Source organism: Rhodococcus sp. WWJCD1 (assembly GCF_002258735.1).
Taxonomy (GTDB): Bacteria; Actinomycetota; Actinomycetes; order Mycobacteriales; family Mycobacteriaceae; genus Rhodococcoides.
Genome location: NZ_NOXY01000005.1, coordinates 170,976 through 183,784, shown reverse-complemented (window position 1 = coordinate 183,784; position 12,809 = coordinate 170,976). Strand labels below are relative to the sequence as shown.

Annotated in this window: 11 protein-coding genes; 7 read left to right on the top strand and 4 right to left on the bottom strand. The window is 63.0% G+C overall.

The features are described from left to right. The first annotated feature begins 1,139 nt into the window (after positions 1–1,139). Complete coding sequence (locus CH286_RS02585) at positions 1,140–2,012, top strand: PaaX family transcriptional regulator (RefSeq protein WP_094608376.1); 873 nt, start codon at positions 1,140–1,142, stop codon at positions 2,010–2,012. Between the two features lie 9 nt (positions 2,013–2,021). On the opposite strand, the gene CH286_RS02580 is transcribed toward CH286_RS02585, so the two are convergent. Beyond that, the gene (locus CH286_RS02580; RefSeq protein ID WP_094608257.1) at positions 2,022–2,435 is read right to left on the bottom strand and encodes a RidA family protein; all 414 of its coding nucleotides are present in this window, start codon (positions 2,433–2,435) and stop codon (positions 2,022–2,024) included. 107 nt (positions 2,436–2,542) lie between these two features. On the opposite strand from CH286_RS02580, the gene CH286_RS02575 reads away from it, so the two are divergent. From CH286_RS02575 to CH286_RS02550, 6 genes are read left to right on the top strand one after another with little or no spacing between them, the layout of a single operon-like run. Continuing rightward, on the top strand, positions 2,543–3,388 hold the full coding sequence (locus CH286_RS02575; RefSeq protein WP_094608256.1) for a fumarylacetoacetate hydrolase family protein: 846 nt from the start codon (positions 2,543–2,545) through the stop codon (positions 3,386–3,388). Further along, entirely contained in the window at positions 3,385–3,879 is a 495-nt protein-coding gene (locus CH286_RS02570; RefSeq protein WP_094608255.1) for a cupin domain-containing protein, read from the top strand. The genes CH286_RS02575 and CH286_RS02570 overlap by 4 nt, the downstream gene beginning before the upstream one ends. A gap of 8 nt (positions 3,880–3,887) precedes the next feature. Continuing rightward, positions 3,888–4,814, top strand: a complete 927-nt coding sequence (locus CH286_RS02565) for an acyl-CoA thioesterase (RefSeq protein ID WP_255182550.1) — start codon at positions 3,888–3,890, stop codon at positions 4,812–4,814. Beyond that, positions 4,811–6,472 carry an AMP-binding protein gene (locus tag CH286_RS02560; protein ID WP_094608254.1) on the top strand — a complete coding sequence of 554 codons (1,662 nt, stop codon included), beginning with the start codon at positions 4,811–4,813 and terminating at the stop codon, positions 6,470–6,472. The genes CH286_RS02565 and CH286_RS02560 overlap by 4 nt, the downstream gene beginning before the upstream one ends. Then, positions 6,469–8,850 carry a bifunctional salicylyl-CoA 5-hydroxylase/oxidoreductase gene (locus CH286_RS02555; RefSeq protein ID WP_094608253.1) on the top strand — a complete coding sequence of 794 codons (2,382 nt, stop codon included), beginning with the start codon at positions 6,469–6,471 and terminating at the stop codon, positions 8,848–8,850. Before CH286_RS02560 ends, CH286_RS02555 begins: the two co-directional genes overlap by 4 nt. Further along, a complete protein-coding gene (locus CH286_RS02550; RefSeq protein WP_037155347.1) occupies positions 8,847–9,290 on the top strand; it encodes an acyl-CoA thioesterase in 444 nt (147 codons plus the stop codon). The genes CH286_RS02555 and CH286_RS02550 overlap by 4 nt, the downstream gene beginning before the upstream one ends. Here the strand turns inward: CH286_RS02550 and CH286_RS02545 are convergent. From CH286_RS02545 to CH286_RS02535, 3 genes are all read right to left on the bottom strand, one after another. Then, complete coding sequence (locus CH286_RS02545) at positions 9,272–10,240, bottom strand: AraC family transcriptional regulator (RefSeq protein WP_094608252.1); 969 nt, start codon at positions 10,238–10,240, stop codon at positions 9,272–9,274. The two genes, CH286_RS02550 and CH286_RS02545, sit on opposite strands and share 19 nt — an antisense overlap. A gap of 104 nt (positions 10,241–10,344) precedes the next feature. Further along, positions 10,345–12,009 (bottom strand): thiamine pyrophosphate-binding protein, encoded by a 1,665-nt coding sequence (locus CH286_RS02540; protein WP_094608251.1) that lies wholly within the window; start codon positions 12,007–12,009, stop codon positions 10,345–10,347. Then, positions 12,006–12,794 (bottom strand): cyclase family protein, encoded by a 789-nt coding sequence (locus tag CH286_RS02535; protein ID WP_037155356.1) that lies wholly within the window; start codon positions 12,792–12,794, stop codon positions 12,006–12,008. Before CH286_RS02535 ends, CH286_RS02540 begins: the two co-directional genes overlap by 4 nt. Between the last annotated feature and the right edge of the window lie 15 nt (positions 12,795–12,809).

Below are 12,809 nucleotides of genomic sequence, written 5' to 3'. Positions count from 1 at the left end.
AGGGCCTAACCCGCCTACATTTTCGGGCGTGGTACCTACTGGGACGTCACGATGAATTCAGGTCGGAACGCTCACTTGCCTTCTTCCGACGGCAATTTCTACCGTGATAGATCCTGCATTCCGGTCCCTCCGGAGCGCATGTCTGAACTCATCACTTCGAAACGAACTGGAGTCGCGTCGCCGCACCGGTCCGTTTGACATCTCATCGCGACCGCTTCTTTCATCCGGCTCCGCAAACTCTTTGTAGACCAAGCAGGTAGACGGGCAGCGAAATGCCGGCCGGACGACGATAGTGGTGAAATCTGCCCGTTCGACATCGAAGTGGGCTGATGCAAAGTCGTCTGCGGATCGCGGACGCCTGCCTGAAGCGGCATTTGTCCAAAAATCTGTTGGACAAATGCGGTTCGTCACGTGGTCGCACTTTCCTACTGGCTCCGGGGCGATGTGGCATCGCTCGAACGAGTCTCGTTGTCACGAGTCCGCACAGAGCGCCGGTGCGCCAGGACGCTCTCCGTCCACCCGATGCCATGGTTGTCCGACACCGTTCAGGACTGCCCGGTGTCGGAGAATCGGCGGCAGTTCGGTGTCACGAGAGCGTCACAAGTCGGTACGATCGAGCATGGACTGGGCTTGACGGAGATGCACGAAAACCGTTGCAAATACACGAATATCAGGTCCATTGAAGTTCATGCGGATCCACTTCTAGGGACTTGAAATTCGCACAGTGTCGGTTCGAGTCCGACTGGGGGCAGGCCGCGTCGACCACGGTTACGAAGGTAAGTTCTGGAGCGCCCGTAGTCACGTCATGCATGCTCTGGCGGGCTCGAACAGCCGGCGGATGCGAGACCGCGCGCTGCAGTAGACGAAACAGTCCTGAGAGCGGGATATGGAAAGAAACCCGAGCTCACCGACGATGTTCCTCCATCAGGTGTTGTGCAGGTCGCTCATCAGTGTGCGATTGGTGCTCACGACGTAGAGCAGGAAGCCGAGGAAGGGCGCGATCAGCACCCAGGCACGCACAGGCCTGCCGTGGACTCGGCCAATGGATCTGGGTTCAGCGGCAGTCCGGCGGCTTCGTCTCCGTGGTCTCGAAATGGGGAACTGCGGTAGGTCGATTTGCCGTGTGGTTGGATTGGCACGTGGTGGATTTCGACGGTTCCGACATGATGGGCGACGTCGACTCGGTCGACGGCGCAGAAGATCTTGCTGACCGATCGCTTCCTCCTCGATCCCTGATTGTCACCGTGGTCGGGCTCTATGTCCGTGAGTTCGGAGGATGGGTCAGTGTCAGCAGCTTGATTCGTCTCTTGGAGCCCGTGGGGGTGGACGCGCCCGCCGTGAGGTCCGCCGTGTCGAGACTCAAACGGCGCGGGATTCTTGTTGCCGAGAAGCGCGGCACGACAGCAGGATATGCGCTGTCGGACGTCGCTCAGGACATTCTTGCCATCGGTGATCGACGAATTTTCGCAAGGCCGGTTGCGATCGAGGAAGACTGGACCATGGTGGTCTTCTCGGTCCCGGAAAGCGAGCGTCGCAGCAGGCATGCGCTCCGTACCCGCCTCTCGGGTCTCGGTTTCGGCAATGTCACATCGGGTGTGTGGATCGCACCGGCTCATCTGGCTCAGGACTGCGCTACTGCACTGGCGGGGGACGGACTCGATGCCTACGCCGACGTCTTCGTCGGCGCGCATCTCGCGTCCGGCGACATCGCGCGTCAGGTGTCGCAGTGGTGGGACCTGGAGGCACTCGGAGCCGCCTATGTTCGGTTCTTCGCCCAGTACGAAGCACTTCGGGAGACGTGGAACGAGGCGTCACCGGCCGAGCACCCTGGCGCGGCGTTCGCAGATTACGTTCGCGTACTGACGGCCTGGAGGCGGCTCCCATATCGTGACCCGGGCCTGCCCGCTCACCTTCTTCCTCAGCCCTGGCCCGGTGAGCGGGCTACCGCTCTGTTCGCCGATCTACGCGCGCTGCTCGAGAGGCCGGCGCACTCCTTCGTCGACCAGGTTTGAGTCTGCTGTCTATGTCCGGACCAGTCGCTCTTCGGGAATCACTGCGACAGCTGTAATTTCGATCAGGGCCTCTGGTTGCCACAGAGCGGTGGTACCTATACCGGCCATCGCCGGATACACCTGCCCGGCCAGTTCACGCCACACACGTCCGATCTCGCGACCGTGCGCTTGATAGTCGGGAATGTCGGTCAAGAAAATCGTGATGTTGGCCAGATCCTCGGGTTGCCCACCCGCCGCGGCCAAAGTGGTCAGAACATTCGAGAACGCCTGGCGGAACTGCTCCACGATCCCGCCGGCGACGATGTTCATGTTCTTGTCCAGGGCCGTCTGTCCGCCCAGGTAGAGCGTGTTGCCGGCCAGCGTGCCGTGTGAAAACCCGCTGGGTGTCGGCAGTTCGGGCGGATTGACTGTGTGGTGAGCCATGTGGGGTCCCTTCCGGGGGTCGCCGAGTAATCGAATTGCCGATAAGTATTGCGCACTTACGACGATCGTGCAAAACTCGATACAAGATCACGTCGGAAGGACACACGATGAGGCTCGCGACGCTTCGACTCGACAACGGGAGGACCGTTGCGGCGGCTGCGTCCGTGGATGGTTGGGTCGCGCTGCCTGCTTTATCGCTGTCCGAACTACTGAGTACCGGCTGGACCGCACCCGAGTCCGGAACTGTGACAGGTCCTCTTGTCACCGGCGACCTCGCACTACCACTGCCGGCACCTGCCAAGGTGATCTGCTGCGGATTGAACTACGGCGAGCACATCGCCGAGACCGGTCGCGATCTGCCCACTCACCCAACGCTGTTCACCAAATTTGCGGATTCGCTCACCGGGCCGACGGACGACGTGGTGATCCCCGGAGATGTCTCGGGCGATTGGGAGGCGGAGTTGGCCGTAGTCGTCGGGCGGACGTTGAAGCGGGCTTCTCGTTCCGAGGCAGCCGATGCGATCCTCGGCTATACCGTCGCGAACGACGTATCGATGCGAGACTGGCAGAAGCGCACCCTGCAGTGGTTCCAAGGCAAGGCATGGGACGCTACGACCCCGGTCGGTCCGGTCGTGGTCACGGCAGACGAGGTCGATCCGGGGGCTGGTCTCACCATCACGTGCCGGGTCAATGGCGTGCAAGTTCAGCACGACAGCACGCGCACGCTGGTGTTCGACTCTGCCGAACTTCTCTCGTACATATCGATTTTCACCACTCTGCGTCCCGGTGATCTCGTGCTCACCGGCACACCGGGCGGAATAGGCATGGCCCGTGAGCCCGCCTGGTTTCTCGCCGACGGCGACGTTCTCGAAACGGAGATCGAATCCATCGGCACCCTCACCAATACCGTCCGGGTCACCGAGCCGGCATCTCGAGCAAGGAGAACAGCATGACCACCCGAATCGATTCCAACGCCGGATACGTTCTACAAGGCGATAACTCGGCATACGCAAGCGAGGATGGGCACGTCGTTCCTGTTGTGACCCGGGCCGGCGAAGAGGACGGCCGAACCGGACAGACAGAGGGTGCGGTACGAATCTCCGGTGTCAGTCCCCAGCACACCCCCGCAACCAAGATCTGGTACGGAAAGGTGAGCAACGAACCTGGTTACCGCTCTCTGGCACACCATCACGGAGAAGCCGAGACGGGCGGGTACGTGCTGTCGGGACGCGCACGTATCTATTTCGGTGAGAACTATTCCGAGTACATCGACATGAACGAAGGCGACTGGGTCTTCGTGCCACCGTTCATGCCGCATATCGAATGCAATCTCAGCCGCACCGAACCGCTGCACTGGCTCACTACCCGTACACCGGACAACATCGTCGTCAATCTTGCTCCGGTGTCCGATGATTCACTGCGCGACTGGTCGAATCGGCCGTGACTCCCGAAGTGGCGACCTCCGAAATGTTCACCCGGTGCGTATCGCTGACCGAGGACGAACCGCGTCACGCCGATCTGGGTTTCACTGCCGTGACTCAGCAATGCCCGTGGCCCAAGGCATATGGCGGCGATATGGTCGCCCAGGCGGCGGCCGCAGCCATGCGTTCGGTGACCGACGGAAAGTCGATGCACTCGATGCACTCGTACTTCTTGCGCCCTGTCGACATCGGCGCCCCGGTGCACTACGACGTGGAGGTAGTGCGTGACGGGCGTAGGTTCGCCACCCGTCAGGTTCGTGCGTATCAGAACGACAAAGTCGCCTATGTCGGCATGATCTCGGTCGCGGCCGGCGGTCACAGCGGATCGCTGGGCAGCGCAGTACCCCTAAATGTGCCTGCGCCAGAGGGCCTTCCGTCCTCGGCGCAGTACTTGGCCGAGCAACCGGTTTCGGGCGAGAACACGATGACCGCGATCTCGAAAGAGTACTGGTCGACGGGCCGCAGCTTCGACATGCGGCACGTACCGGGGCCGGTCTATCTCGACACCGAGGGTGGGCAGAGCCCACACCAGGCAATCTGGGTGCGTCCGTTCGACCGGCTACGCCCCGTGGACGGTCTGTCCGATGCACAGCGGGACCTCGCCGCGCTCGCCTACGTCTGTGACTACACCATTCTCGAGCCCGTGCTGCGGGCGCTCGGCCACCCGTGGGCCGAGAAAGGCCTGATCACCGCCAGCCTCGATCACGCGATGTGGTTCCATCGCGCCCCCGAACCCGGTGCGATGGACGGTTGGCTGCTCTACGCCCAGGAGGCGGTGGCCGCTGATCGCGGTCGCGGTGTCGGCCTGGGCCGGTTCTTCACCCCCGACGGAATCCACCTGGCCACCGTCGTCCAGGAGGGCATGATCGATGCAGAGACGACAGGAGCCGTGCAATGACCACGGATACGACAACGCCGACCCTCTCTCCCAGTGCCTACGTAGACACGTTCGCGCGCGACAACCTCCCGCCCGCCGAATTGTGGCCGATCCTCGAATTTACGACCCCGGAGCTCCAGTACCCGAAGCGGCTCAACGCCGGGGCCGAGCTCATCGAGCGTGCCGTCGACCGATTCGGTGCCGACCATCCTGCCCTTCGTACACCGGCCGGAGTCGCCTGGACGCTCGGCGAATTGCGCGACCACACGCATCGCATCGCTCGGGTGTTGACCGAGGACCTCGGAGTCGCGCCGGGTAACCGTGTCCTGCTTCGTTCGCCGAACACCCCGATGGCGGTGGCGTCGTGGCTGGCGATCCTCGAAGCCGGCGGCATCGCCGTGGTGGTGATGAGCGCACTTCGCTCGCGTGAACTGACGCCGATCGTCGACAAGACTCGACCTGTCGTCGCGCTGGTGGACGCGCGATTCGCGCACGATCTCCACATCGTTCGCGACGAGGCTCATCCCGAACTCGTGGTGGTTCCGTTCGGAGGGGGCGATTCCGACGATCTGACGGCTCGGTCGGCGGACAAGCCGACCGACTTCGTGGCAGTCGAGACCGCGGCGGACGACGTCGCAGTGCTATGCCCTACTTCCGGTAGTACGGGAACCCCCAAGATCACCATGCACTTCCATCGCGATGTGCTCTCGATAGACAACACGTTCGGAAAACACGGTCTCGGACTACGACCAGGCGACGTCGTTGCCTGCACCGCTCCGATGGCCTTCACCTTCGGCCTGGGGATGCTCGTGGTGTTCCCGCTCCGAGCCGGTGCCTGTGCCCTGCTCACCGACGCGGTAGCCCCGGCCGAACTCGCTGATCTGGTGCGAAACGAGGGCGTGACTGTCCTGGCCACTGCACCCACGGCATACAAACAGATCATCAAAGCAGGCAAGATCTCACTGCTCGAGGATCTTCGAGTCGCAGTCAGCGCAGGAGAACACATCTCGGCGGCGGTGTGGAATCACATCCGAGAGTCGGTGGGTCTCGAGGTCATCGACGGGATCGGCGCCACAGAATTGCTTCACATCTTCCTGTCCACCGCCGCAGCGAGCGAGACACGCGCGGGTTCGACCGGAAAGCCTGTGCCCGGCTATCGAGCCGAGATCCTCGGCGACGACGGCGAACCGGTGGCGGCGGGTGTACCCGGTCGACTGGCGGTGATCGGTCCTGTCGGGTGCCGCTACCTCGCCGACGATCGACAGCACGAGCGGGTCGAGAACGGCTGGAACGTCACCGGCGACACCTTCTACAGAGATGAAGATGGCTACTTCTTCTACTGTGCCCGAACCGATTCGATGATCGTGTCCTCGGGTTACAACATCGGTGCCCCCGAAGTCGAGGCATGCATCGACACGCATCCCGACGTCGTCGATGCGGCCGTCATTGCCGAAGACGATGCCGAACGGGGGCAGATCGTCAGCGCGTTCGTTGTGCTTCGAGACGGAGTTGCCGAGGACGCAGTCACAGTAAAATGCATTCAGGACCACGTCAAAGCCGAACTGGCACCGTACAAGTACCCAAGACGGATTCGCTTCATCGATGCCCTGCCACGCAATTCGAGCGGCAAACTCCAGCACTTCAAGCTCCGCGAAACGACACAGGAGAACCCTTCATGAGGATTGCTATCGTGGGTGGGGGCCCAGGCGGTCTCTACTTCGCCGCCCTTGCAAAACAACTCGATCCGAGCCATCGGATCGATGTCTGGGAGCGAAATGCGCCCGACGACACATTCGGGTTCGGCGTCGTGTTCTCGGACGAGACTCTCGGCAGCATCGAAGGTGCCGACGCCGTCGTGCACACCGAGATGGAGCGTCGGTTCGCTCGGTGGACGGACATCGATGTCGATATCGACGGCCGCTCCTACACGGTGGGCGGGCAGGGGTTCGCGGCGATGAGCCGCAAGGAACTGTTGTCCATCCTGCAGCAGCGGGTCGCGGAGTTGGGGGTCGAGGTGCAGTACCGCACCCAGGCACCCGACACGGACGTCCTGCGGGGCTCGTACGACTTGGTGATCGCCTGCGACGGAGTCAATTCAGCAGTTCGGACCCGGTACGCGGAAGCTTTTCGGCCGACGCTCGACAGGCGTGACAACAAGTACATCTGGTTCGGTACCGACAAGGTGTTCGAGGCATTCGAGTTCATCGTCAAACGTACCGAGTTCGGCACGATGCAGATTCACGGCTATCCCTATTCGGACCAGGGCTCGACGTTCATCGTCGAGATGCACGAGGATGTCTGGCGGCGTGCCGGTCTCGACGCGACCGAGGATCACGATCTTCCGCCGGGAGTGTCGGACACCTATGCAGTGGACCGGATCAGGGAAATATTCGAGGACGACCTCGGCGGTCACGATATTCTGACCAACAACTCGAAGTGGCTCTCGTTCAACACCGTTCGTAACGAGCGGTGGTTCGACGGCAACGTAGTCCTTCTCGGCGACGCGGCGCATACCGCCCACTTTTCGATCGGGTCGGGAACGAAGCTCGCGATGGAGGATGCGCTCGCGCTCGCTGCTTGTGTGCACGAGCACGCGGACATCTCCGATGCCCTTGCGGCGTACCAGTCCGAGCGCAAGCCTGTGGTGGAGAGTACCCAGCGAGCAGCCCAGGCTTCGTTGGAGTGGTTCGAGAACATCGGTCTCTATGCCGATCAAGAGGACACACAGTTCGTCTTCAATCTGTTGACCCGTTCTCGCAGAATCACATTCGAGAACCTCGGCGAGCGCGACGACGAGTTCGCCGCACTGGTGCAGCAGCGGTTTGCCGACACCGTTGCGGGTGGAAATGCGGCCGAATCAGCACCGGCGATGTTCCAACCGGTACGCATCGGTGAACTGGACCTGGCAAATCGAATCATGCTCTCGCCGATGGACATGTACTCGGCCGTCGACGGTCTGCCCGGAGAGTTCCATCTCGTTCATCTCGGCTCCAAGGCGCTGGGTGGGGCAGGCCTGCTCATGACGGAGATGACGTGCGTGTCGCCAGAAGCCCGGATTACCCTGGGCTGCCCGGGACTGTGGACGGATGAACAGAGCGATGCTTGGGCCCGTGTGACGTCGTTCGTCCACGGCAACAGCGCTGCGAAAATCGGAGTTCAGCTGGGTCATTCGGGTCGCAAGGGGTCGACGAAGCTGATGTGGGACGGAATCGACGAGCCGCTCGATTCGGGTAATTGGGAGCCGATCGGACCGTCGCCACTTCCATACGGCGACGGATGCCATGTTCCACGCGAGGCAACTCGCGAAGACATGGACATCGTGGTGGCCGATTTCGTCGCCGCGGCCGAGCGCGCAGTTGCCGCCGGTTTCGACCTGATCGAAGTCCATGCGGCGCATGGATATTTGCTCTCGTCGTTCCTGTCTCCGGTTGCGAACGTGAGAACGGACTCCTACGGCGGTAGTTTGGAGAACCGCCTGCGATTCCCGCTCGAGGTCTTCGACGCCGTCCGGCGCGCGGTCCCGTCGAGTTTCCCCGTGTCCGTGCGTATCTCGGCGACCGACTGGGCTCCGGACGGAAACACCTTGGAGGACGCCGTCGAGATCGTGCGGGCGTTCGTCGATCACGGTGCCGCCGCCATCGATGTGTCCTCGGGCCAGGTGACCAAGGACGAGAAGCCGGCGTTCGGACGGTCGTATCAGACTCCGTTCGCCGACCGGATACGTCACGAGGTGGCCGCGGCAGCAGGAGTGGCTGTCATCGCCGTGGGAGCGATTTCGTCGTACGACGATGTCAATTCCATTCTTTTGGCAGGCCGAGCAGACATCTGCGCGCTCGGTCGACCGCATCTCTACGACCCACAGTGGACGCTGCACGCTGCTGCGGAGCAGGAGTACCGAGGACCCGGAGCGCAGTGGCCTGTGCAGTGGCACGCGGGTCGGCGACGTCCACCGACCTCTCGTACCGACAAGATCCCACCTCGCCTGTCGTTGCTTCGGGACGGTTCCGACAACTCCGCCCATGTCCGCTGGCGCCCGAGAAGTACAGTGCCCGCATGACTTTCTCGCTGACAGGCCGGGTCGAATGGGTGGACACCGATGCAGCAGGCATCTACCACAACAGCACAGTCATCCGTTTCGTCGAATCTGCCGAGGCCGCACTCGTTCGCGAGTGTGGCCTCGTCGGCTATTTTCCGGTAGTCCCACGAGTGCGGTACGAGGTCGACTTCCATGCACCGCTGTACTTCGGACAGGAAGTGACGACGGACCTCGACATCGCACACCTCGGGTCGTCATCGATGCGTTTCGAGTTCTCGATCTGGGGTGAGGCGTTCGAGGGGCGAGATCGACAACTGGCAGCGAGGGGCGCATACGTGACCGTCCACATCGACCGCACTGCCTCGGGAGCCGTTGCCGCTCCGTGGCCGTCGCGATGGTTCGAGGTGCTGCAAGGTTGGGTGAAGACGACTGACGGGCCGGGTCAGGACGCGAGAGTCTGAGACGGGCTCAGGCCGAATTCGGCGCGATAGAACTGTGAGAACCGACCGAGGTGGAAGAACCCCCATCTGGTCGCAACTTCGGTGACACTGGCACCATCGGGGGCGGCGTCGACCAGGTCGGCGTGCGCGCGTGCGAGGCGAGCTCTGCGCAGTTCCTCGAGCGGGGTGGTTCCTCGCTCACGCTGAAAAGCAGCTTGAAGTGTCCGCGGACCCACTCCCACTCTGGCAGCCAATTCCGCAACCTTCCAGGGGTATTCCGGCTGTTCGCGTATCAGATCCAGTGCGCAACGAACAGTTCGAGATGTCAGCGCGGCCTGTGTCGGCTCAGGCGACTGCATAGAGGAGTTCGGTTGCGCTGCAAGAAGTCCCGTGATGAGGACCTGCTCGAAGTGACTCGCGGCCAGTGATGAGGAGAGAATTCCGGTTTCTCGTTCGGCCTCATCGCAGGCAAGGCGGACGATCCTCATCCAGCTCGACACAGCAGGTGAGTTCATGTCCACCAGCGGGTGGAACACAACCGGATCCGTCGATGCACCCGGCTCCGCTCGGGCGGCCGACTGCACAGCCTCGCGGGGAATGTGCACGAGAAGCTGTTCGCAGTCGGCCGACCATTCCATGTCGACGTGCAGGGTTGGTGAGGGGAGGGAGGCGAACCGTCGGTCCGATTGCACGACGGTATCGCCGACCCGAACTCGAGCAGTGCCGTGAAGCGGGATCTGCACGAGGTAGAAGGACTCGAAGGTCCCGGGGGTGATCCGCACGTCCTGTCCGTAGCGGAGGTAGTTCATGCCGATTCCGCCCACGGAGGCAGCATTGTGCACTACCGACAGCGTGCTGTGGCGAGCCTTCACCGTCAGGCGATGCGGGCAGAAGGCCTGTCCGACCGACGAGCGTGCTTCGTCCAGGTCGGCTGTGGCGAGCACCGGATGACGGCGAAGCAGAGCGGGCATGGCGGTCCTCACCTTCCGGGCTGTGTGACCTCTATCATAGCCGCGGAATGTTGCGAGGATGTATCGATCGTCGAAAATCGACGATACCTCTGAGCGCCTACCGCTCAGTGGCCCTTGAATGCCTCTGCGAGCCACCACGCTCCGCCGTCAGCGGCGATTTTGGCATCGATCACCATGACGCCATCCGGTGCTGTGGCCCAGCGCCGCACTTCGTCCAAGTCGGCGAGAGTTCGCACGGTTACTCCGCGGGCACCGAATCCTCTGGCCACAGCGGCGATATCGCTGTCAGGAAAGGTGACCGTCGACAGATCCGTAGGGGCGCCGTCGTGAGTGAGGTCTTGGAAGTGGTGAACCTCCGCGCCGTAGGCCGCATCGTTGTACACCGCAATCAGCATCGGACGTCCCAGTCGAACAGCGGTCTCGAGTTCCGAGATACCCATCATGAAGCCGCCGTCGCCGGTGCCGACCACCGCAAGGCGGTCGGGTTGAGCCAATGCTGCTCCGATGCCACTGGACAATCCGAGACCGATCGATTGGAACGCCTGTGTGAAGCAGAAACCCATATGGTCGGGAACGCGCAGATACGTCGACGGGTATCCCATGAAATTGCCCGAGTCGATGGCTACCACTCGTTCTGCGGGCAGCATGTCGTCCAGGGCTTTCGTGAACGGGCGCGGGTCGATGGTCGCCGAGGTGGACAAGTCGGGAGTCTCGGTATCGTTCCACCATCGACGTGCGGAAAGCTCGTCGGAGACCTTCGGTGTCCGGTACCCATTGCGCGCCATGGTGTTACGCGCGAGTTCGGTGAGGACGTCGATCGCGGTGGATGCGCAGTCGCCGTGAATTCCGAGGTCTATCGGGCGATGCGTACCGAGTGCGGAGGCTGTGTCATCGATTTGGACCACTCGTGCATCTGGTCCGATCAACGATCCGTGTCGCATCGTCCACATGTTCAGCGCGCATCCCCACCCCACCACGAGGTCTGCGTCGACGATCAATCGTGCCGTCAGCGGAGCGGAGAACCCACCGGAGATTCCCAGATCGAATTCCTCACCCCGAAACAGGCCGTTCGCGACTGCTGAGGTCGCCACGAGCGCCCCGGCATGCTCGGCCAGAGCCGAGATCTCCGGGCCCGCACCGCGGCCACCACGGCCGGTGACGAACACCGGTCGCGAAGCCCCCGCGAGTAGGGCCGCGAACTGCTCGACCGCCGACTGTGCCGGACGCACCGGCTCGGGAGCCGATGGGCGCGCGACGGTACCGGCGAGTTCCGGTGCGGGAGCGGACTGGACGTCGAGCGGCAGATTGAGCACCACGGTGCGACGGCCGTGCACGGCGGTCTGCCACGCTCGGGTCACGTCGGCGATGGCGGTCGCCGCCGAGTGCACACGCTCGGAGACAGCGCCGACGCTGTGGGCCAGTGCGTCTTGGTCGATGCGGAAGTTCGACAGTCGCGAGGATGCTGCGACGTCTGCGGCCAGCACGATGACGGGGGTGCGGCTCTTGGCGGCCTCGCCGATGCCGGTCATCGCGTTCGTCAGTCCGCAACCCTGGTGCACGCTGACGACCGCGGGTAGCGCCGCAAGGCGGGCAAATCCATCGGCCATCGATGCGGCACCTCCTTCGTGCCGTGCTGCTGTGTAGGGGATGCCGCGTGCGATGAGGGCGTTGGTGACGTCGAAGTTTCCGCTACCGACAACACCGAAGATGTGTCCGACTCCGAGATCGGCCAGCACGTCCGCCACCAGGTGTGCAACCGTGCGTGTCATGCCGGAACGAACGCGAGAACGCGTGCAGGAGAACCGGTTCCGCCGACGATCGGCAGCGGTGAGACTACGAGTACAGCACCGACGGTGGGGAGCTGGTCCAGGTTCTGCAGTTGGGTGACGCCGTACTTGTCGGCACCGAGAAGGTGGTGATGGACCGGGAACATCGGTTCCATCCCGGCCGCTTGGCCGGCGTCCACGCCCACGGTCTCGACGGCGAATCCGGAGATGGCCGACCCGGCCAGCCACTGCGCACCGGCCACCGACACTCCGGGAGTGTGCGGGCCGCTGTCGTCAGCGTTCAAGAACGCTCCGGCGTCTTGGTTGCGAGCACTCCATCCCGTGCGGAACACCAACCAGGCGTTGTCCGGAAGGGGGCCGTTCTTCGCCACGAACTCGTCCAGGTGGGCAGGCTCGAGCAGGAAATCCGGGTCCGACGCGACCTCGGCGGTGAAGTCCAGCACGACGGCGGGACCGACGAGTCGCGACGGGGGAATCGTGTCGACGGTATGGCCGTCCCGGCCGGTTGCCCAGTGAGCGGGCGCATCGACGTGAGTGCCGGTGTGCTCTCCGGTGTGAATGTTGTTCCATCCCCATCCTGGGCCTGCATCGTCGAAGTCGCTGACTGGCTCGAGGGACAGTGAGATCGTGTTCGCGAACGGTGCGGGCAGGGCCAGCACCGGTGTCGTGGACGACAGGGGAGCAGTGAGGTCGACGATGCGTATCGCGCCGTTCGCCAGCTCGGTCAACAGGCTGGTCAGTGTCGAGGTTGTCGCTGGAGTGGTCATCGTTCGAGCCTTTCG

Excerpts from the sequence above, each read along its gene's own strand:
- CH286_RS02580 (WP_094608257.1), bottom strand. The coding sequence starts at position 2,435 with ATGGCTCACCACACAGTCAATCCGCCCGAACTGCCGACACCCAGCGGG.
- CH286_RS02575 (WP_094608256.1), top strand. The coding sequence starts at position 2,543 with ATGAGGCTCGCGACGCTTCGACTCGACAACGGGAGGACCGTTGCGGCG.
- CH286_RS02570 (WP_094608255.1), top strand. The coding sequence starts at position 3,385 with ATGACCACCCGAATCGATTCCAACGCCGGATACGTTCTACAAGGCGAT.
- CH286_RS02560 (WP_094608254.1), top strand. The coding sequence starts at position 4,811 with ATGACCACGGATACGACAACGCCGACCCTCTCTCCCAGTGCCTACGTA.
- CH286_RS02555 (WP_094608253.1), top strand. The coding sequence starts at position 6,469 with ATGAGGATTGCTATCGTGGGTGGGGGCCCAGGCGGTCTCTACTTCGCC.
- CH286_RS02550 (WP_037155347.1), top strand. The coding sequence starts at position 8,847 with ATGACTTTCTCGCTGACAGGCCGGGTCGAATGGGTGGACACCGATGCA.
- CH286_RS02545 (WP_094608252.1), bottom strand. The coding sequence starts at position 10,240 with ATGCCCGCTCTGCTTCGCCGTCATCCGGTGCTCGCCACAGCCGACCTG.
- CH286_RS02540 (WP_094608251.1), bottom strand. The coding sequence starts at position 12,009 with ATGACACGCACGGTTGCACACCTGGTGGCGGACGTGCTGGCCGATCTC.
- CH286_RS02535 (WP_037155356.1), bottom strand. The coding sequence starts at position 12,794 with ATGACCACTCCAGCGACAACCTCGACACTGACCAGCCTGTTGACCGAG.